The 19,919-nt window shown below is 60.6% G+C and carries 20 protein-coding genes and 1 pseudogene; 8 read left to right on the top strand and 13 right to left on the bottom strand.

The features are described 5' to 3' along the window. The first annotated feature begins 116 nt into the window (after nucleotides 1-116). Nucleotides 117-551: a DoxX family protein gene (locus tag J2J98_RS08850; RefSeq protein ID WP_207602875.1), complete on the top strand. Its 435-nt coding sequence runs from the start codon at nucleotides 117-119 to the stop codon at nucleotides 549-551. Nucleotides 552-638: 87 nt separating this feature from the next. On the opposite strand, the gene J2J98_RS08845 is transcribed toward J2J98_RS08850, so the two are convergent. Beyond that, nucleotides 639-1,976: an aldehyde dehydrogenase family protein gene (locus J2J98_RS08845; RefSeq protein WP_207602874.1), complete on the bottom strand. Its 1,338-nt coding sequence runs from the start codon at nucleotides 1,974-1,976 to the stop codon at nucleotides 639-641. Nucleotides 1,977-2,041: 65 nt separating this feature from the next. Then, a complete protein-coding gene (locus J2J98_RS08840) occupies nucleotides 2,042-2,884 on the bottom strand; it encodes an oxidoreductase (RefSeq protein ID WP_207602873.1) in 843 nt (280 codons plus the stop codon). Nucleotides 2,885-3,160: 276 nt separating this feature from the next. On the opposite strand from J2J98_RS08840, the gene J2J98_RS30670 reads away from it, so the two are divergent. Beyond that, nucleotides 3,161-3,295 carry a hypothetical protein gene (locus J2J98_RS30670; RefSeq protein ID WP_259663773.1) on the top strand — a complete coding sequence of 45 codons (135 nt, stop codon included), beginning with the start codon at nucleotides 3,161-3,163 and terminating at the stop codon, nucleotides 3,293-3,295. A gap of 152 nt (nucleotides 3,296-3,447) precedes the next feature. On the opposite strand, the gene J2J98_RS08835 is transcribed toward J2J98_RS30670, so the two are convergent. From J2J98_RS08835 to J2J98_RS08815, 5 genes are all read right to left on the bottom strand, one after another. Continuing rightward, on the bottom strand, nucleotides 3,448-4,173 hold the full coding sequence (locus J2J98_RS08835; protein ID WP_207602872.1) for a hypothetical protein: 726 nt from the start codon (nucleotides 4,171-4,173) through the stop codon (nucleotides 3,448-3,450). Nucleotides 4,174-4,371: 198 nt separating this feature from the next. After that, complete coding sequence (locus J2J98_RS08830) at nucleotides 4,372-5,361, bottom strand: ABC transporter permease (protein WP_207602871.1); 990 nt, start codon at nucleotides 5,359-5,361, stop codon at nucleotides 4,372-4,374. Further along, nucleotides 5,358-6,338: an ABC transporter permease gene (locus J2J98_RS08825; protein ID WP_138396780.1), complete on the bottom strand. Its 981-nt coding sequence runs from the start codon at nucleotides 6,336-6,338 to the stop codon at nucleotides 5,358-5,360. Before J2J98_RS08825 ends, J2J98_RS08830 begins: the two co-directional genes overlap by 4 nt. After that, the gene (locus J2J98_RS08820) at nucleotides 6,335-7,888 is read right to left on the bottom strand and encodes a sugar ABC transporter ATP-binding protein (protein ID WP_138396781.1); all 1,554 of its coding nucleotides are present in this window, start codon (nucleotides 7,886-7,888) and stop codon (nucleotides 6,335-6,337) included. The genes J2J98_RS08825 and J2J98_RS08820 overlap by 4 nt, the downstream gene beginning before the upstream one ends. An 81-nt stretch (nucleotides 7,889-7,969) precedes the next feature. After that, entirely contained in the window at nucleotides 7,970-9,094 is a 1,125-nt protein-coding gene (locus J2J98_RS08815) for a sugar ABC transporter substrate-binding protein (RefSeq protein WP_207602870.1), read from the bottom strand. Nucleotides 9,095-9,770: 676 nt separating this feature from the next. On the opposite strand from J2J98_RS08815, the gene J2J98_RS08810 reads away from it, so the two are divergent. Next, on the top strand, nucleotides 9,771-10,736 hold the full coding sequence (locus J2J98_RS08810; RefSeq protein WP_207602869.1) for an MBL fold metallo-hydrolase: 966 nt from the start codon (nucleotides 9,771-9,773) through the stop codon (nucleotides 10,734-10,736). A 164-nt stretch (nucleotides 10,737-10,900) separates the two neighbouring features. Here J2J98_RS08810 and J2J98_RS08805 read toward each other — a convergent pair whose 3' ends face one another. Beyond that, nucleotides 10,901-11,836 carry a LysR family transcriptional regulator gene (locus J2J98_RS08805; RefSeq protein WP_207602868.1) on the bottom strand — a complete coding sequence of 312 codons (936 nt, stop codon included), beginning with the start codon at nucleotides 11,834-11,836 and terminating at the stop codon, nucleotides 10,901-10,903. A 416-nt stretch (nucleotides 11,837-12,252) separates the two neighbouring features. After that, entirely contained in the window at nucleotides 12,253-12,657 is a 405-nt protein-coding gene (locus J2J98_RS08800) for a winged helix-turn-helix transcriptional regulator (RefSeq protein ID WP_207602867.1), read from the bottom strand. Between the two features lie 173 nt (nucleotides 12,658-12,830). On the opposite strand from J2J98_RS08800, the gene J2J98_RS08795 reads away from it, so the two are divergent. The 3 genes and pseudogenes from J2J98_RS08795 to J2J98_RS08785 all read left to right on the top strand — a co-directional run bounded on the left by J2J98_RS08795 (nucleotide 12,831) and on the right by J2J98_RS08785 (nucleotide 14,435). Beyond that, the gene (locus tag J2J98_RS08795) at nucleotides 12,831-13,685 is read left to right on the top strand and encodes an NmrA/HSCARG family protein (RefSeq protein ID WP_246569420.1); all 855 of its coding nucleotides are present in this window, start codon (nucleotides 12,831-12,833) and stop codon (nucleotides 13,683-13,685) included. 305 nt (nucleotides 13,686-13,990) lie between these two features. Continuing rightward, nucleotides 13,991-14,179, top strand: a pseudogene (locus J2J98_RS08790) (Crp/Fnr family transcriptional regulator); the annotation flags it as partial. A gap of 55 nt (nucleotides 14,180-14,234) precedes the next feature. Next, nucleotides 14,235-14,435: a heavy-metal-associated domain-containing protein gene (locus J2J98_RS08785; RefSeq protein ID WP_138397230.1), complete on the top strand. Its 201-nt coding sequence runs from the start codon at nucleotides 14,235-14,237 to the stop codon at nucleotides 14,433-14,435. Nucleotides 14,436-14,486: 51 nt separating this feature from the next. Here J2J98_RS08785 and J2J98_RS08780 read toward each other — a convergent pair whose 3' ends face one another. Further along, nucleotides 14,487-15,161, bottom strand: coding sequence for an adenylate/guanylate cyclase domain-containing protein (locus tag J2J98_RS08780; RefSeq protein ID WP_246569401.1), 675 nt, complete (start codon nucleotides 15,159-15,161; stop codon nucleotides 14,487-14,489). A 168-nt stretch (nucleotides 15,162-15,329) separates the two neighbouring features. On the opposite strand from J2J98_RS08780, the gene J2J98_RS08775 reads away from it, so the two are divergent. Both J2J98_RS08775 and cueR read left to right on the top strand, forming a co-directional pair. Further along, nucleotides 15,330-17,798 carry a heavy metal translocating P-type ATPase gene (locus J2J98_RS08775; protein ID WP_207602866.1) on the top strand — a complete coding sequence of 823 codons (2,469 nt, stop codon included), beginning with the start codon at nucleotides 15,330-15,332 and terminating at the stop codon, nucleotides 17,796-17,798. Nucleotides 17,799-17,849: 51 nt separating this feature from the next. Further along, the gene (gene cueR / locus J2J98_RS08770) at nucleotides 17,850-18,314 is read left to right on the top strand and encodes a Cu(I)-responsive transcriptional regulator (protein WP_138397048.1); all 465 of its coding nucleotides are present in this window, start codon (nucleotides 17,850-17,852) and stop codon (nucleotides 18,312-18,314) included. Nucleotides 18,315-18,410: 96 nt separating this feature from the next. On the opposite strand, the gene J2J98_RS08765 is transcribed toward cueR, so the two are convergent. The 3 genes from J2J98_RS08765 to copM all read right to left on the bottom strand — a co-directional run bounded on the left by J2J98_RS08765 (nucleotide 18,411) and on the right by copM (nucleotide 19,829). After that, nucleotides 18,411-18,962, bottom strand: a complete 552-nt coding sequence (locus J2J98_RS08765) for a cytochrome c (protein WP_207602865.1) — start codon at nucleotides 18,960-18,962, stop codon at nucleotides 18,411-18,413. 82 nt (nucleotides 18,963-19,044) lie between these two features. Then, nucleotides 19,045-19,377: a four-helix bundle copper-binding protein gene (locus J2J98_RS08760; RefSeq protein WP_064710697.1), complete on the bottom strand. Its 333-nt coding sequence runs from the start codon at nucleotides 19,375-19,377 to the stop codon at nucleotides 19,045-19,047. Nucleotides 19,378-19,388: 11 nt separating this feature from the next. Continuing rightward, nucleotides 19,389-19,829, bottom strand: coding sequence for a CopM family metallochaperone (gene copM, locus J2J98_RS08755; RefSeq protein ID WP_207602864.1), 441 nt, complete (start codon nucleotides 19,827-19,829; stop codon nucleotides 19,389-19,391). Between the last annotated feature and the right edge of the window lie 90 nt (nucleotides 19,830-19,919).

The following is a 19,919-nucleotide window of genomic DNA, read 5'->3' as shown; positions in this document are numbered from 1 at the left end:
GAATTTATAGACGATAATCAGCGAAATTATCCAGCTTTTTCGTTTGATCGCATAATGGCAATTTCTCCTCACGACGCAGCCACGGTGGCTACGCCCCAACCTTAGGAGAAACGTCCATGTCTTATTCCGATGCAATCGCTCAGCGCGCTGAAACTCTTTCCCAGTCGGCCCTCGTCAACGGCATCATGCCCCTCGCCGGCCGCGTTCTTCTCGCCGCAATCTTCCTCCTGTCCGCCATCAGCAAGATTTCGGACCCGGCTGGAACGATCGGCTACATCAATATGGTCGGCCTGCCCTTCCCGCCTTTGGCCTACGGCGCAGCAGTCGTGACCGAGATCGCCGGCAGCATCGCCCTCATCCTCGGCTTCCAGACCCGAATCGTTGCCCTGATCCTCGCTCTGTTCAGCGTTGCCACAGCGCTCACGTTCCATAGCGACCTGAGCGACCTGAACCAGTTCATCCACTTCTTCAAGAACATCGCAATGGCCGGTGGCCTGCTGCAGGTCGTCGCGTTCGGTGCGGGGCGGTACAGCCTCGACGCCCGTCGCTGACATTCAGCACGCTAAACCAAGCGAGCCCGGACCTAGGTCCGGGCTCGCTTGGTTTGTGTCCTGCTTGGCGCTTACGACCGGAAGAGGCTACGCTGCGACTTTCGTGACGCCACGCTGCCAGACAGCGCGCTCGTGAGAGAATGCCTTGAAGCCGTAGATCGAGTGATAGGACCCGATACCGCTTCCATTGACGCCGCCGAATGGAAGACTGCCATCAAAATAATGCCCGGCCCACGAGTTCACTGAAACCCCGCCGGAGGTGGTGTTCTGGATGAAGTTCTCGACAAAGGCTTCATCCGTGGAGAATACGAGCGATCCGAGCGGTTTGCCGTGACGCTGGATCGTCGCCAGGGCGTCGTCGACCGTGCTGTACGGCAACACGACCGTGACAGGGCCGAAGATTTCGTCCTGCATGATCTCCGCATCCGCGGGGACCTCGGTGAGGATCGTCGGCTCCATGGTCAGTTCGTTCGGGCTTGAAGAGCCACCGAAGGCGATCGTCGCGCCGCGCTCGACGGCATCGTCGACATAGCCCTTGACGCGTTCGAAGTTCCGGTCATCGATAAACCTGCCCGTCTTGGCGCTGTCGAACTTACCGTCGGTATAGGTCAGGTCCTTGATGACTGAAGACATCTTGTCGATGAGGTCCTTCTTCCTGGATTCTGGAACCAGAACGTAGTCAATCGACAGGCACGTCTGGCCGTTGTTCATAACGCGGCTGGTGACGATGCCGGAAGCCGCCTCGTCCAGATCGGCGGTCTCGTCGATGATGGCGGGGTTCTTCCCGCCGAGTTCAAGCGTGACCGAGGTGAGGTTCTTGGCCGCGGCCGCCATGATGATCTTGCCAACTTTCGGGCTGCCCGTGAAGAAGACATGGTCGAAGGGCTTTTCCAGCAATGCGTTTGCGACATCAGAGCTTCCTTCGAACACCGCGACTTCGGATTCGTCGAACACGTCCTGCACGATCTTGGCGAGAACGGCACTCGTGGCCGGCGCCATGCTGGCGGGCTTGATCACCGCGCTATTGCCGGCTGCCAGTGCGCTGATCAGCGGTTCCACGCACAGGTGGAGCGGGAAATTCCAGGGGCCGAGGATCAGCACCGTGCCACGAGCCTCGTAATGCACAAAGGCCTTCACCGAAGGATCCTGGATATTCGGCCGGACCGGTGCAGGTGCCATCCATTCGTCCAGATGCTCGATCGCCTCGTTAGCGGTGTCGATGGAATTCTGGACGTCGAAAGGCATTTCGACTTTCGGGCGTCCCATATCCTTGTAGACCGCTTCGGCTACCTCTTCTCCGGCCGCCAACAGTCTATCCCGAAGGCGCATGATGCGCGCCCTGCGCTCTGCGGCGGTGCTTGTCTTCATTTTCCAGACGTTCGCCTGGTGAAGGGCGAATACACGATCGATATCTACGTTTGCCATGGATGATTCCTTGGTTCTGATTCTCCGATGAAAGCGGCCGGCAGGGCAGCCAGCCGCGTTGTGGGTCAGGCGGCGGCTTCCTGATGGTCGGTCGAAGCCGAAAGCTTTTCCCACTGGTCCATTTCGGCGCTGCGTGCGGCGATCTCGTCGCGGGCAAACTGAACGGCGTCCGAGCCGACCAGGAAGTGCATCGGCGGCTTCGCCGCGGATGCCATCGCGACAATCGCGGGGCCGAACTTTTGAGGGTCACCGAGCTGCTGGTGGCTGTGATCCTTGTAGGCGGCCTCGACTGCGCCACGCACTTCGTCGTAGTCGGAGATCCGGTTACCTGCGAATCGCACCGAGCTCGGATCGAGGAAGTCGGTTCTGAAGTAACCCGGCGACACGACCGTGACGTTGATGCCGAACGAGGCGACATCCTTCGTCAGGTTGACGCTGAACCCTTCGACGGCGAACTTCGACGTGCCGTAGAGCGTGCAGAGGTCGAATGCGACCTTACCGCCAATCGAGCTCAGATTGATGATATGCCCGGACTTCTGCCGGCGCATGACCGGCAGCACCGCGCGGGTGACGCGCATCAGGCCGAAGACGTTCGTCTGGAACTGCGTTTCGATGTCTTCCTCGGAGGCCTCCTCGAAGATACCAAGGTGACCGTAGCCTGCATTGTTGACCAGGACGTCAATGCGTCCGAAGCGCTCAACTGCGGTCGCGACGGCTTCTTTCGGAGCCTCCCGATCCGTAACGTCGAGTGCGAGAGCCAGCAGGCGGTCGCTTCCGCCGAGCGCCTTTTTGACGCTGTCAGCGCTGCGCGCAGTGGCTACGACATTGTCGCCGGCGGCTAAGGCTGAGCGCGCGACTTCAACACCGAGACCGCGACCAGCGCCTGTGATAAACCAAGTCTTCGTCATCGTTTTCTCCTTTTGATTGCTCTGGCGGTCTGAGAGGTCACCGCCACGAGGAGAATTTGGCCGATGTGATCGTTGGTGCGGTAGACTGCTCCTCCGCGGGCCTTGCACGATTCTACGAATGAGCAGTTGGCGTTACGACCTGGTTGGAAAGCGTTTGGAATGACTTGGATCAAGGTCTCACTACAGAGACACCAAGTACAACGTCAGCGGATAAAAAGCCGCCGAACTGAAACCCGTGGTCCAACTACGCAAACTGAGTGTGTGGGGAGATCTAAGATGTCAACGGACTGGAGCCAGACGATGCTGTCGATCATCTCGGCTGGGTCGATGACGCACCACGCCTCGTCCAATGCGCGAAGCGCCGGCCGAGCTGAACGGGTAGAAGTTCTGGTTCGGCGGGACGAGTTCTGAGTAATCCCTGCGAAATGACGCGGCGTTCATCGTTTTCTGTCGTCAAAGGTGACAATTGACGGCCGAGGCATACCCTCTGGTGGACGTGTCAACGACCGGACACAGTCGGTTAGCAGGGCCAGGTTCCGATTCGGCCGCACGAGGCGCTACAGCTATTGAGTGCCAAGCCGTCCGAACTGACCCGGTCGTCGTTTGGCCGGTGTCGGCTGGGCCAGCTTATAACGGGCGGGTGGACTGGAGTCCTCACCGGGAATGAAGGCAAGAACGAGAAGCGCGCCATAGAAGAAAAAGGTAATTCCCTGGGTCGCAAGCGTCGGCAACGGAATTGCAAAAAACCTCGGTAAGAAGACGGGCGCGAGCAGCAGCCAGAGCAGATATTGCGGCCAACCGATGTCGCGAAGCCTACTCGATACCATGTAGAGCAGGCCTACAATGGTAATCGCTGTCATCGCGATCCCGGCAACCATGTATAGCGTTTCGAAGAAGGAACGGCGGGAGACGAGCTTGGCAGTCTCGGCATCGCTCGCTCCGACGCGCAACCTCATCTGCGTTGCCCCTTTGGCGGCCATAGCACTTAGATTTTGCATATCCTCTGCCGTTGGCTTGCGGCCGGACGCTGCAATCTGCTTCACCAACTCTTCCTGCCCTTTGAACATCAGCGGCATGTTTTTGCCGCTGACCTCGCCTCCGACGGCGGTCACTGTGCCGCCTGTCGAGCGTGGCGCCATTAACTCACGCGATGCCTGATCATGTTCGGCCATAATCAGGCGCTCGATCGGGTCCTTCGCAATATCGAAGCAGAACATGAGCAGAAGCAGCACGGCGTAGGTGATGCGCGTAAGCCGAAATTGGCCAAAGATGGTCATGAAGTCCAGCACTAGTTCGTCTTGTGATGGGCGGACGATGCTCGCTGCAATTCAAGATTTCGCTAACGCAACATGGATGATTTTACGAATATAGAGGATCATTGATCGTGTTTCCTATGGGCATTCGCTGCCTGAACTCACACCCAATCGGATTTATTCGTCAAGCGTGCGGCTCGCGCGGCGGTTCGGCGTTGCAGTAGCGCAGGCGCGCTATTGCCGGTTGGCCGGGCTGCGGCCGTAAAGCAAAAGCATGGCGATGATGACGACGCCGTAGATGATCTGCCGCCCTGCCTCCGGCATCTGCATGACGGAGAGAATCGATTGCAGCAGCGTAATCAGGATCACGCCGGCAACGGTGCCGAGATAGGAGCCCTTGCCGCCGAGAATGGAGGTTCCGCCGAGGACGACGGCGGCGATCGAGGGCAGGAGATAAGCATCGCCCATGGACTGCGCCGCTTTCGAGGCATAGCCAGCAAGCAGGGCACCGCCGAAGGCGCTCAGCGCCCCTGAGGCAATGAAGGCGATCATGACGATCCGGCGGGTATTGATACCGGAAAGATAGGCGGCACTCTCCCGGTTGCCGATACCATAGACGGACCGGCCGAATGTCGTGCGGTTAAGCACGAAGACCGTTGCGGCGCCGACGACCGCCCAGATGAGAACGGCATTGGGTAGCCCGGGGAGAAGGAAGCCGGTTGCCAGATAGCGCATCGCAAATGTTGCCGAATCCTGCGGCGAGAAGCCGCCAGTATAGACAACCATCAGTCCTTGCGCGACGGCGTTGGTCGCCAGCGTGATGATCATCGAGGGGATGCGCAAATAGGCGACGCCGATCCCGTTGGCGAGCCCGATCGCCATGCCGCAGGCAATGCCGAAGGGAATGGCCAGAGCCTCGCCGAGTGGGCCGTAAGCGGCAGCCGCGCACGCCATCATTCCGCCGACGGCGACAGACCACGGTACGGAAAGATCGATCTGGCCGAGCAGCACGACGATCATCATGCCAGTGGCGATGACGCCAAGAAAGGATGCGACCTTCAACTGCTGCAGGAGATATTCCGGCGACAGGAAACTCGCCGAATAGAAACTGCCGATGATGAGCAGCAGGAAAATGCAGGCGAAGGCGGTAGCGATGGCCGGGTCCAGCCGACGAATTAACTTGGAAAGCCGGGTCACTGAGTATTCTCGCATTAGGTTGTTCATCCGAACCATTCCAGGCGATTGCGCACACGGAACAATGCGAACGCGCCAAGGCTCACCGCGACGAGCAGCACCACACCCTGGAACAGCGGCTGCCACAGCGGATCGAAATCGAAGACGAAGAGCAGGTCGCCGATGGTCCGGAAGGCGAGGGCTCCGAAGATTGCGCCGCTCGCGCTGCCTTTGCCGCCGAACAGGGATACGCCTCCGAGCACCACCGAAGCGATTGAAAACAGCGTATAGGCATTGCCGCTCGCGAAGGCTGCCTCGCCGGTGAAGGTAAAGAAGGTGAGGAAGAGCCCGCCAATCGACGCAAGAAGACCGGCGAGCGCATAGGCGGTAAATTTCGCGCGGCGGATGGGCAGGCCGGACATATAAGCCGCGATCTCCGATGAACCGGAGGCATAGGCCGCCCGCCCGATCAGGGAGCGGCTGAACGGTACCCATATGACGAGAACGACGGCGATGAGAGCGACAAGGCTGGCCGGCAAGAGGTCGAAGACCTTGCCGGTCATGACGTCTGCCAATTCCTCGTTGACCGATCCGCCGGGAAAGGGTCGCAGCAGGAGGGCTATGCCGAAGAACACAGCGCCGGTGGCGATCGTGGCAACGATCGGCTGCAACCGTCCATAGATGACGATCAGGCCGTTCAGCGCGCCGCAGGCAAGACCGGTTGCCAGGACGGCCATCACGCCAAGAGCAGTTTCAAGCGGCGAGCCGAGCACGAGCCAGGAGGCCAGCGCATTGGTCAGGATGAAGATCATGCCGACCGAGAGGTCGATGCCGGCGGTGATCACCACCAGCGTCTGAGCCATCGCGACGAAGGCAAGCAGCACGCCCTTGTTCGCCGCGGTCTGGACGACATTGGCCGTCAGTCCGGCGGGATGATTGGAGACGTAGATTGCAAACATGACGAGGAATATGCCGGCCGCCATCAGCGTACCGCGCCGTTCGCCCAACCGGTAACGCCACTCCTTCATGCCGCGCTCCCCACATTCTCGCTGCCGACATTCAGTGCGCTCGCCACCAGCGCATGCTCGGTGATGCCGTCGCCCTTCAATTCGCGTCTGATGCTGCCATTGTAGAAGACGAGAACGCGATCGCAGCAGCCGATCAGCTCGTCGTAATCCGTCGAATAAAAGAGAATGGCTGCTCCCGCTTCGGCCAAGCGCCGCAGCAACTGATAGATCTCCTGCTTGGTGCCGACATCGATGCCACGTGTCGGATCGTTGAGCAGAATGATCCGCGGCTTGCGCATCAGCCACTTGGCGATGACGACCTTCTGTTGGTTGCCGCCGGAGAGCGCTCCTACCGGAATGTCGAGACCTGCCGTCTTGATCGCCAGTAGCTGTACCATCTCCTCGATCAGCCGTTCTTCCTTTTCCTGATCTATCACCCACGCTCTGGACACCCGGTCCAGTACCGCAAAGGATAGATTTTCCCGGACCGTCATCGGCAGCATCAAGCCTTCCGTCTTCCGGTCCTCGGGGATGAGCGCCATGCCGATCTGTCCGGATTTTGCCGCTGCCGGGCTTGCGAGCGTAACCGCCTTGCCGTCGACAAGGACGGAACCTGTGGTCCCGCGCAGGACGCCGAAGAGCGCAAGCAGCAGCTCGCGCTGCCCTTGACCATCCAGGCCTCCAAGGCCCACGACTTCACCGCGACCGACGGTAAGCGAAATGTCGCGCAGCGTATCCGCCCAGCCGAGCTTGCGGCATTCGAGGACCGGACGGACTTCATCCTTCGCAACCCGCTCCGGTTTCGGCGGAAAGGCGCGGCTGTACTCCCGACCGATCATCATTTCGACGATCTCGCCATCGCTGCGCGTACCTGCCGGGAAACTCGCCACATTCCGGCCGTTGCGCAAGACCGTGCATTGATCCGCCAATTCGGAGATCTCCTGCATGCGATGAGAAATATAAAGGAGTGCCAACCCTTCGGACCTCAGCCGCCGCAAAACGGAGAAGACCTTGGCGACATCGGCTGCCGTCAGTGCCGACGTTCCTTCGTCAAGAATGAGAATGCGCGGTTTCCAGGCGAGCGCCTTGGCGATCTCCACCAGTTGTCGGCGCGAGAGCGGCAGGTCCTTGACCAGTTCGCGCGGATGAATGTCGCTGGCGCCTGCCCGCGCGAGCATCTCCTCGGCGATGACGCGTTGCGCCTTTCGATCAATCAGGCCGAAACGGCGCGGCGGAGCGGCGATAGAGATGTTGTCGGCAACGCTGAGGTCCGGGATCAGCGAGAGTTCCTGAAATACGCAGGTGACGCCGGCGGCGGAAGCCTCGGCCGGGGAGCGGAAGGTCACCGGATGCCCGTCGAGCAGCATGCGGCCTTCATCCGGCGCGACGACGCCGGCCATGATCTTGATCAGCGTGGATTTGCCCGCGCCGTTCTCGCCGAGAATGGCGTGGATTTTCCCGGCTTCCACGGTGAGTTGGGCGTTTTCCAACGCATGCACGCCGCCGTAACGCTTCGATACACCGCTCATCTCAAAGAGCGGGGTTGCCGCCGGTCTTTCTGGTGCCGTCATGAATGTCCTCGGGGCAGGTGTTTCTCGCGCGCCGCGGGCAGAGCCGCGGCACGCCGCTCAAGCGATCCGGTGGACCCCGGCCTATTGGTTTTCCTTCGACTGCCCCATGATCTCCTGTGCGGTGAAATTGATGCCGCAGGTCGGAAAAGCGTTGCCGACGAAGAAATTGTCCGACTGATCCGGATAGAAGTCCTGGCCCTCCTTGAAGTTCGGGTCTTCGACGATTGCCAGCGGCAGCTTGATGGACTGCGGCACGACCTGTCCTTCAAGTGCTGCGATCGCCGTCTTGATGGCAACCGCCACCTGGGCAGGCCCGGTGCCGGCCGAGGAGCATTTCAGGCCTTCACCAGCATATTTGGCGCAGAACTTGCGGAAGCCGTTTTCCGTTTCGCCACCGAAAGGCACGAACGGATGTTTGGCATCGATCATCGCCTGGACGACGCCGGTATCGCCGCCCTGCGCGGTGATGCCGTCGAACTTCTTGTGCACGGCTATCGCGTCGGCGGTGGCCTTCTGTGCCGTCGGGTCGTCCCACTTGCCGAGCACTTCGACGACATCCCACTTCTTGCCGGTGGCATCCAGGGTTTCGTGAATGCCGTTGTGGCGGTCGGTATCGACTGACGTTCCGGCGACCCCGCGCACCTCGAGAACTTTGCCGCCGTCAGGCAGGTGCTTTGCCAGCCAGTTAGCCCACAACACGCCAAGGCCCTTCTGGTCGACGTTGACGTTGATTGCGTCTTGCGTATCCAGAATATTGTCGAAGGCGACCAGGACGACGCCGGCCTGCTTGGCGCGCTTGATGACCGGTCCGAATGCAGTCGGATTCTGGGCATTGACGACGATGGCGTCGTAACCGGAATCGATGAAGTTGTTGATCGCCGAAATCTGCGCCGGCACGTCCTCACCGGTGGAAACGACCTTGAACTCCTTGAGTTTGGCGGCGACATCCGGCTGAGCGGCATAGGCTTTCGCCGTCTGGATCATCTGAATGCGCCAGGTGTTGGCGATATACCCATTGGCGAGCGCGATGCGATAAGGCCCGTCTTTTTTCGGAAATTTGAAGAACTTGGTATCCGCCGTCCACGGCACGAAGCAGTCAGCCTCGGCCGCAGGCCCGCTGACAATTTCCGGTTGGGCAAGAGCCGTGGAGTGGGAAAGCGTAAATGCAGCCGCGGCAAGAAGGCCGCCGACCAATATCTTGTACATTGAATCCTCCCATTTGTTGCCATGTTCGGATCGGCATCGAATGGGTGTCGGAATCATCGACTGTCCGCTGCAGTTGTTCTGCAGTCGGTTGCCGGTCCGGCAATGCATGTCGATACGCTATCCAAATGACGCCCGATGGGCTCCTCCCGAGGGCGTCACGCAGCCGATGGTAGCGCTGCCAATCATGATTGTAAAGAAGCACACAATGACCTGATTAACGCGGATTCTCAGGCTCATCCGGAGCAGATAGGGTCGCTGGGGCTTGTCCTGAAGCTGCTCTTTTGCCGCAGCGAATTGACTTCGCACGATGTCGCTGGAGCTTGTCGTAGAGAGCCGCCCCGTAGTGAACCACATCATCGGCACAAACGGCCTTCGGAATGGGACTGGACGCGCCCGATGTTCGGCTGGTGAACCATTGGCAGCAGCCCGCCTCCGTAGAGGACTATCTGCAGGAGTTCGGTGGCGCGGGCCGCGATGGCATGCAGTATCATTGACGTTCACCGATGGCGGACGTGGTCCACGCAATAGACGCATGCGCATTGTATCTATTTTTGAGACAATGCGGTCCATTGTTAGCGCCTACTGCGATCATTCGATCCCGATTAGGTTTCTGCTCACACCAGTTGGCCATCAACATGGAAACTGTGGACGAAACGTCAAACATCGGAGAACTGCCATGCTAACCCGTAGAGGCCTCATCAAGAGCGCAGCGGCGCTCGTCGCAGCGGGAACCGTTTCGGGCGGGTTCACCCCGGCCCTCGCGAAGGCACCTTTGCAATCTTTCCAGGCTCCCGGCTTTTACAGAATGAAGCTTGGGAGCTTCGAACTGACGGCGCTTTCGGACGGAACTATTCCGCTGCCTCTTCCGGAGCTTTACACAAACACCGACGCCGAAGATGCGCGGAGAGCGCTGGCCGCGGCGTTCATGGGCACGTCGACAGATACGTCGGTCAACGCCTTCCTCGTCAACACCGGGGAGAGGCTGGTTCTGATCGACGCCGGCACGGGCGCCTATCTCGATGGTGCGCTCGGCGACCTCGTCGCCAATCTCGAGGCGGCCGGCTACAAAGCGGACCAGATTGACGACATCATCCTGACCCATATCCACACCGACCATTCCGGCGGGCTGACGATCAAAGGCAAGCCGGTGTTCGCCAACGCGACCGTTCACGTCAACAAACGGGAGCATGCTTTCTGGATGGAGACGCCCGTGGAGAGCCGACCGGCCAATGTGCCGCTGAGCTATTTCGTCGAGGCGCATGAGAGTCTGGGGCCCTATGCCGACGCCGGCAGGGTTCGGACCTTCGCCGATAATGCCAGCATCCTGCCGGGCATCGGCTCGATCCTGCGGGCCGGGCACACGCCGGGGCACAGCTCGATCGTTGTGGAAAGCGCCGGCGCGAAGATCGTTTTCTGGGGCGACGTTACCCATGGAAACGTGCTTCAGTTCGACGAGCCGGACGTGGCGATCCAGTTCGATACGGATCAGTCCGAGGCCATTTGTGCCAGGGAGGCGGCCTTCGCGGATGCGGCCAACGGCAAATACCTGGTGGCCGGCGCTCACATTGCCTTCCCGGGCATCGGCCATGTTCGCCGCGATGCGACGAATTACGAATGGGTTCCCGTCAACTATGCCTCTTGAAAACGACCCATAGCGGCGCAACGGAGCGGAGCCCGTTGGGCCGGTTTCATGTCTGGCCGGCACCGATCGCCATCGTCCCGGCTTCAATGGGCCGCGGACAACCAACTGATTGCAACCACCGGGAACATGAAGCCCTCCCCACCATGCCGCTGCCGCAGAGCCGATCAGTGCGAAGCGGCCAGATTCTCGTCGCGGATCTCAGTGAGGTTCAGTCTCGGCACCAGAAAGTCGAGGAACGCCCTGATCTTTGGCGGCTGGATACGTCCGCCGGCTCTCATCGCGTAAAGCGTGGGGGCCGGCCCGGACCATTCGGGAAGCACGCGGACGAGACGTCCTGCGGCAACGTCCGACCCGACACGGAGATCACTGGTCATCTGCAGACCTTCACCGGCCAGCAGAAAGCCGTGCAACCCTTCGGGATCGCTGGCCACCGCAACGGGGCGTACTGGAAACTCGTTGCGCCGCCCCTCGCGCGTCAGCGGCCAGGCGTGGACCGGCTTGTCGAAATAGAACTGTGTCAGCAGGCAAGCATGATTGACGAGCTCTGCCGGGCTCGAAGGGCTCCCGTGCGTTTCAAGATAAGCGGGAGCCGCATATATGCCCATTGGCAGGTCGCCAAGCCGGCGAGCACTGAGCGAGGAATCGGGCAACGGCCCCTCCGACAGACGCAGCGCGATATCAATCTCCTTGGCAACGACATCCAGCACCTCATGGGCCAGAAGCAACTGCGGATAGACATCCGGGTAGAACCTTCTGAATTCGCTGAGCACCGGCGCCAGAATGCGCGTCGACAACCAGTGTGGAGATGTGATCCTGAGCCAGCCCTTGGGATTTTGCTGCAGTTCGGCCACAGCGCTTTCTGCATCTTCGATATCTTTGACCAAGCCCTCGCAACGCTGGAAGTAGATCGCGCCAGCCTCGGTGAGCTTCAGGCTGCGTGTTGTCCGGTGGAGAAGCTGGGCCCCTAACCGCGCCTCCAGTTCCTGAACCTTGCGGCTGATCCGCGTCTTCGGCGTTCGCAGCGCCCGCGCAGCACCGGTGAAGCTGCCCTCCTGCACGACCTTTACGAACGCCACCGTATCGCTGAAGTCACGCAGCATGGACCACCCCCATTCGCTCTCGAATTCGGGACAATGAAGACCGATTTCGCCGGATAATCAAGCCGATTCAATTCCTCTATGTCTCGATTGTCCCGATTTAATGGATTGGACGGGACCAGTCCCGCGAGGCGCTGGCTCCATCTCAGCCTGTAATCATTCGGCGCGCCGAGCCCCGGTGCGCGAATTGCGGCTTACCATCCGTCGAAGACATCTGGGTGCAGTTCCGACTCATTGCTGTCGTTGTCGACGCATGCAACGAATGGCGCGATTGAGCCCGAAAACGACTTTCCAACCACGGTTCACAACGACCGCTCTGCGCCATCAATCCAGCCGTTCAGCCTGTTGCAAAATTTCAGGAAAGCTGCCGGTGGCCTTATGCAGACCGAATATCCAGCTTGGGATGGAGAGCGAACAAGCTACGTCTCCGCGGCGTCGAACTGCTCGCGGGAACGTTCGATCGCCTGCCAGTTTTCTCGGATCCACGACGTGAAGCCTTCGAGCGCCGGCAACATCGTCTTTCCGACGGGTGTGAGCACGTACTCCACCCGCGGCGGCACCTCCGGGTAGTAGTGCCGCTTCACCAGCCCATCGCGTTCAAGGTTTCGCAGAGTGAGTGTCAGCATGCGCTGGGAGATCCTGGGGATGCCGTTTTTAATCGCCGAGAACCGCAATGATGTCTCAGGAGAAATCGCCAGAATCGACATCACGAGGATCGTCCATTTGTCGCCCATCCGGGCAAGGACGCTATTAGGCGCACACGGCGTCAGTACCGGACCTCTTAGACCTTCCCGATAAGGCCTGCCGTGGATCGTTTTGCTCAACAGTCACCTCCCTGTGACCGGCACACAAAGTTGTGCCGTCTTGTTCGAAAGATATAGCAGTGCCATCTTCCGCCAATCAATAGTTACGAAAAGGAACTTTAGGATGAGCGGAGCAAGATCGGCGCTGGTGCTGGGAGCGACGGGGCAACAAGGCGGAGCAATTCGCAAGGGCTCTGAATACGAAGGGCTGGGTAGTCAAGGCACTTGTGCGGGATCCCCAAGGCGACAAGGCGAAGGCGCTCACGGCCCAGGGCATTGAGCTGCGTCGTGGCGATCTTGCGGATCCGAGATCCATTCAAACAGCCATGTCCGACGTCGACGCGGTTTTCAGCATCCAACCCAGTTCCGGCCAGGGCTCAGTCTACGGCGTATCCGACGAACAAGAGGTTCTCTGGGGCAAGACGGTCGCCGATCTCGCCAAAGCGTCGGGCGTCGGCCATCTCGTTTATTCCTCCGTGGGCGCTGCGGGAAAGGGCATCACGGGCATGGGCCACTTTGACAGCAAGACCGAGATCGAAGAGTACATCCGTAGCCTCGACATTCGTTACACAATCGTGCGCCCCAGCTCTTTCATGGAAATGCTGATGCTACCGGGCATGGGTCTCGATCGGGGCGAATTCAACTTCCTCATGCGGCCGGATCAGGCCATGCAGGTCATCGCAGTGGACGATATCGGCAAAGTCGTTGCTGCCATACTGGACGTTCCTGCCGCCTATGCCGGGCGAACCCTGGAGATCGCCGGCGACGAAATCACGGGCCTGGACCTGCAGGATGTGCTGAGCCGTGTGGCAGAACGACCGGTCACTTATCACCGCTTCCCCGACCGCCTTCTTGCGGAGAACCGCTTCCTTGGGCGTCTGGCTGAACTGGTTGATGATGGCCGCTGTGCAGGATCGGCCGACATGAAGGTGCTCCGTCAGGAGTTCGGGGATCTCATGACACTGGACACATGGCTTGAGGGACCCGGAAGGCCGCTCCTCCAAAATGCGCTTCAGGCCGCCGCGGTGGCGGCAGTGGCGCTTCGCTGACCTCTCGTGCGGGCGGATACATCGCCGTTCATCGATCCGGCTTGACACAGGGAAGCGATATTCTCACACAAAAGCAACGTTGTCGCGACGCCGATCTGGCGTGTTGAAACGCCTTCAGATACCGCTTTCCATCACGTGGATCCTGTAGCGGACGATCTTCTTTCGGCTCCATTCGGGCAGTGCTCCTAGTCCGGCCAATGTCCCCTCGGCGCCAAGCTGCCTAATGGAATTCCTGCCCTTCACCTTCAGCGTGTCGATATGCGTCCCTGCGCAGCGATCCGGAATTCGCCGAAGGCTGGGCGTGGAAGCGCGCGGAGATCGCCAGCCTGAAGACAGTGGCCGCTCGTCTTGAATCCTGGCTCGCATGGAACGACGGCGAACTGCCGTTGAAAGGAGAATGGAAGGCGCTGGCCAACGATATCGGCGTATCGCCGGAAGCGCTCTATCGAGAGCTGTCGAAGCGGCGCAGCTCTTTTGTGCAGGATCGCACTTGACCTTCCCATGGTTGGAAACCCCATATCGGGTCAGTTAGACGATTTGGAGACCACCATGTACGAATTCGAAATCCAGAACATGACCTGCGGCCATTGCGCGAGCACGGTGGAGAAGGCGATCAAGACGGCGGACCCGGAAGCTTCCGCCAGCATCGATCTTGCGGCCAGGACTGCGAAGGTTGAGACCAAGGATCCAGCCGCTATCAATACGGCCATTGAGAAAGCGGGTTATCCATCCAGTTTCAGACAGATCTGATTTCGCAGCGGACACCTGGCTGACAGGCGTTCTGCCCCGAAGTCGCAACGATCACCTGGGTGACTCATAGGTCTGCGGCGACCGTCGATATGCTTCCTCACAGCGCGGCGAACAAAACCACGGCCCCTCTGGGGCGGCCCGCCTATAGGACGAATACGGTGCATGCATCTTGCACACCGGGTCGATCCAGGCCGGGTCAGCCGACGGAGCAAGCTCTATCTCATAGAGAGGGATTTCTCCGGCCACGGATCTGAGCGCCACCAGTCCGAGGTCTCGCACCAAGATACCTCTGGCGACAGCCGCCTCGGCAACGGATTGAGTGGCAAGCAATTGACCGGGCGACGCGAGCGCGGCTATTCGTGCGGCGATGTTGACGGTCGATCCAAAGAGATCGCCTGCTCTGCAGGTGACCGGCCCGTGGTTCAGCCCCGCCCGGGTGAGCGGTAGCCGTGGTTCTCTACGGCAGGCCTGCAACAGCGACCCGAGTACCTGGATCGCTGTATCGGGCTCAGGAAACGACAGCATTGCCTCGTCGCCGATCCATTTTATCGGGGGTTCATAGCCGCTGAGGGCGTCACGAACCATGCTCTCGAATACCTCAAGCACGTCAATCGCGGCCGCGTCGCCATACACGTCCGCGATGGCGCTGAATCCTGCAATATCTATGAACGCAACGGTGGCCGGCGCTCGAGCCGGGTCCTGCCGCTGCTTCACATCACTTTCCATCGCCACTCCTACTGGTGCTTGCATCATGGGCAACGATCGATCGTCCCTAGATTGCAGAAGAGCCTAGCATATTTTTGGGCAACTAGACAGCGATCGCCACCTCCCGACCTTGACCTTCCCATGATGGGAAGGATTACCTATATGTGCAGTTCAACAAGGGACAATCCCATGACTGCCATATCCAAGATCGAAAAATCGACAGCGTTGCCAATTCTGACCGAGTTCGGAATTGAGGGCATGTCGTGCGCGTCGTGCGTGGCCAGAGTGGAACGGGCGATCAAGGCCGTTCAAGGCGTCGACGCGGCGTCAGTGAACCTCGCGACTGAACGTGCGACGGTGACATTCAAGGACACGGTGAACGCGGCCGCTGTCCTGCAAGCCATCGAAAGCGCAGGTTACGAAGCCCGAATCGAGACCCTGGAGATGCTTGTCGAAGGCATGACCTGCGCCTCCTGTGTCTCCCGGGTCGAGCGCGCTATGAAAGCCGTTCCTGGCGTGGTCGACGTCAATCTGGCGACCGAGAAGGCGACCGTCCGCTACGCGGCGGGTGCGGCGTCCGTGCGCGCATTGGAGGACGCGGTCCGCACGGCTGGATATGAGCCGAAATCCGAAGGCCAGACGCATAAGCCCGCGGCCGCAGACCGCCGCAATATCGAGATGCGCTCGCTCGCAGTCCGACTTGGTGTATCCGCCATTCTCACTCTGCCGCTGTTCGCGATCGAGATGGGCTCGCACTTCATACCGGGCGTCCACGAGTTCGTCATGGACACCTTCGGGATGCGGGAGAGCCTCTACCTGCAATTCGCGCTCGCGACCATCGTCCTGTTCGGGCCCGGTCTGGCGTTCTTCCGGAAGGGCGTTCCCAGCCTCCTCCGACTGGCTCCCGACATGAACTCGCTGGTGGTGCTCGGGACCTCCGCGGCCTGGGCATATTCCGCCGTAGCGACATTCATCCCGGTCGCCCTGCCTGTAGGAACTGTGAACGTCTATTACGAGGCGGCGGCCGTCATCGTGACCCTCATACTGCTCGGCCGCTACCTCGAAGCCCGCGCGAAGGGAAAGACGAGCCAGGCGATCAGGCGGCTGCTCGGCCTGCAGGCCAAGACCGCCTTCGTGGAGCGGTCCGGGAACTTCGTGGAAGTCGAGATCGACGAGGTCGTGGTCGGGGACGTGATCCGCATCCGACCCGGAGAGAAGGTTCCGGTGGACGGTGCGGTGGTCTCTGGTGATTCCTACGTCGACGAGGCCATGATCACCGGCGAGCCCGTCCCTGTCTCGAAATCCGTTGGAAGCGAGGTGGTCGGCGGCACGATCAACAAGACGGGCTCGTTCACGTTTCGCGCGACGAAGGTCGGGGCCGATACCGTGCTCGCGCAGATCGTCCGGATGGTCGAGGCCGCGCAAGGATCCAAGCTGCCGATCCAGGCCCTGGTGGACAGGGTGACAGGCTGGTTCGTTCCCGCCGTCATCGTCGCCGCGCTGCTGACTTTCAGCGCCTGGATGGTCCTCGGCCCCTCCCCGGCGCTGAGCTTCGCACTGGTGAACGCCGTCGCCGTCCTGATCATCGCCTGCCCGTGCGCGATGGGCCTTGCGACGCCGACGTCGATCATGGTCGGTACGGGCCGTGCGGCCGAGCTGGGAATTCTGTTCCGCAAGGGCGAAGCGCTGCAGAGCCTCCGCGAGGCCCGCGTCGTCGCCCTGGACAAGACCGGAACGCTGACGAAGGGCAGGCCGGAGCTAACCGACTTCAGGGTCGCCGAAGGCTTCCTGCGCGAGGAGGTCCTCGCCTGGGTTGCAAGCCTCGAGGCGCTGTCGGAGCATCCGATCGCCGAAGCCATCGTGAAGGCTGCCGAGGCAGAGGGACTGGCGCTCGGCGGCGTGGAAGGATTCGAGGCGTCTCCGGGATATGGTGTGAACGGATCCGTAGCCGGCCGGTCGCTGCTCGTCGGCGCGGATCGGGCGCTGGTTCGCGAGGGCGTATCCGTGGAAGGATTCGCCCCGCTCGCCGAAGAACTCTCGAGCAAGGGTAGATCTCCGCTCTATGTCGCCGTGGACGGCAGGCTTGCGGCGATCGTCGCCGTGTCGGACCCCGTCAAGGAGACGACGCCCGAGGCGATCAGGTCCCTGCATGCCCTTGGCCTTGAAGTGGCGATGATCACGGGAGACAACCGTCGCACCGCGGAGGCTGTCGCCGCCCAGCTTGGCATCGACCGGGTGATCGCGGAGGTGCGGCCGGACGGCAAGGTTGAGGCCGTCAAGCGGCTGCGCGAAGGCGGCAAGGTCGCCTTTGTCGGCGACGGCATCAACGACGCCCCGGCCCTGACGGAAGCGGACGTAGGACTTGCCGTCGGCACAGGCACCGACATCGCCATTGAGAGCGCCGACGTCGTGCTGATGTCCGGAGACCTCACTAGCGTCGTCAGGGCCGTCGAGCTGAGCCACGCGACTATCCGGAACATCAAGCAAAATCTGTTCTGGGCGTTCGTGTACAACGCCAGCCTGGTGCCAGTTGCGGCCGGCATTCTCTACCCGGTCAACGGCACCCTGCTTTCGCCAATCTTCGCCGCCGGCGCTATGGCCATATCGAGCGTATTCGTCCTCGGTAATGCCCTCCGCCTTCGCCGAATCCAACTTTGAGGCACAGCGTCGTCACCGACGGCGCACCTTCCGTATTCACAGGAGCGCAAAATGAACATCGGAGAAGCAGCAAAGGTCAGCGGCGTGTCGGCCAAGATGATCCGGTACTACGAGCAGATAAAGCTGATCACGCCCGCGCATCGCACGGAGTCCAGCTACCGAACCTACGGCGAGAACGATATCCACACCCTGCGGTTCATACGCAGAGCCCGGGACCTGGGCTTCTCCATCGAACAGATGAAGACGCTGCTGGCCCTCTGGCGGGATAGGTCGAGAGCGAGCGCCGACGTGAAGAGCATCGCCCGCGAGCACATCGAGGAACTCGAGCGCAAGGCGGCGGCGATCCACGCAATGACGGCCACGCTCAAGCATCTCGTCAAGCACTGCCACGGCGACGAGCGGCCCGACTGCCCGATCATCGACGAGTTCGCCAATATGGGCAATGAAGCGCCATCGCCCGCGATCAACACCCGCTTCGGGCTCACAGGGCTGAAGACGGAACACGGCGGGCGGTAGCTGCCTCAATCCAGCCCTCTCATTAAGATCTGGATCATCCTCGCTCCACACGACCCTGGAACTTTTTGCGAGCAATTTCCGATGCCAGTGCCGCCCTCATTCCATCCTGAATTTGGCATGGCAGGTCGTACAGGTCTGGAGCATGAGGTGGAAGGCGTGTTCCGCGGGCATCGCCGAGAGCTCCTGCTCACCGCGGACCTGGGTACCGAGCGGGCCGCCACCCATGGCTTCTCCAGGTTTCATACGCATGCTGGCAGGCATCGGTCCGGGATTTTTCTCCGCGGCGGCGTCCAATGCGACAGCGTAGTCGCGCAGGTCGTTCGCAATGCGATCGAACCGATCCCGCTCATCGAGGATGTTCGGACGGGCCTTCGATTGCGGGCTGGCGGCCTCGGATGTGAAGTGTCCGGAGAGGACACTCCCTGCTTTGTCACGGATGGTGCCGGCGGCCCACCTGAACTCGGCAGCGCTGTAGCTCGAGGGATCCTTAAACATGCCCGAGATCGTCTTCGCAGCCGCCGCCATAGCCTTCATGTCCGCCTGCCGAAGCGCGACGACGTCCTCGGCGGCAAGCGTCGCCACCGCTGTCAAGACCGCGCCCATCAAGGCAACCAGTCCACACTTGATCACGTAATCGGTCTGTCTCATAAATGCTGCGTTCCGAAATCCGTCGCCATGCCACCTGCGACGGATATCCGTGTTCAACTGGGCAAGACGAAGGCGGACGCCCTCACGCCGCCATCTTGCTGCAGCTCTCGGCACAACGGCGGCAGGCCTCGACGCAGCTCTGCATGTCGCCGATCCGCTCGCAGTCCTCGGCGCATTGGGCGCAGATTTCGGCGCATTCCCGGCAGACATGCTTGTGGTGATCCGAGCCGATCAGCATGAAATGCGCAGAGGTCCGGCAGATCTCCGCGCAGGCCATCATCAGCTTGAAGTGCGGGGGTTTCGTGTGGTCTCCGCCGAGTTCCAGGCAATGGCCCATGGCCATCGACAGGCATTCGCTGTAGCAGGCCAGGCAATTGTCGATGCAGGCCTTCATCTCGGTCGATATGTGATGCATGACGGAATCTCCTACTTTGCTTCCTTGTCCACCCATTTGGACATCTCTTCGATCTCCTTCTTCTGGGCATCGATGATCTTCTGGGCCATCTGCCTGGCACCTTCGTTGTCGCCGTATTTGAGTTCAACTTCCGACATGCTGATCGCACCCATGTGGTGGGCGATCATGCCGCAGACGAAGGAGACGTCGGCGTCCTTCTTCATCATTCCTTGCATCATGTTCATGTGCATGTCCTTCATGCCGTCCATCGACGCCTTCTGGTAGTCGGTCATTTCGCCCATAGGCATGCCTCCCGTCGACATGTCGTTCTTCGACATGTCCGTCTTCATGCCTTCGGTCTTGCATTTCTCAGGATAGGCCATCGCCGACTGGGCAGAAGCGGCAGGCGGTAGGATTGCGAACGAGACAGTGGCGACAGCCGCGGAAAAAGCGAGAGTGGCGAGGGTGTTCATGATCGTGCTCCGATATATGATTGAGGATGGATTGGGCTCAGGCGGGAAAATCTCGGGGAGGAGGATCGATTGGCCGGATCAACAGCAGCG

Origin of the sequence: Rhizobium bangladeshense (assembly GCF_017357245.1) — a bacterium.
GTDB lineage: Bacteria > Pseudomonadota > Alphaproteobacteria > Rhizobiales > Rhizobiaceae > Rhizobium > Rhizobium bangladeshense.
Note: the sequence above shows the minus strand (reverse complement) of the source record. Positions and strands in the feature narration are given on the sequence as shown.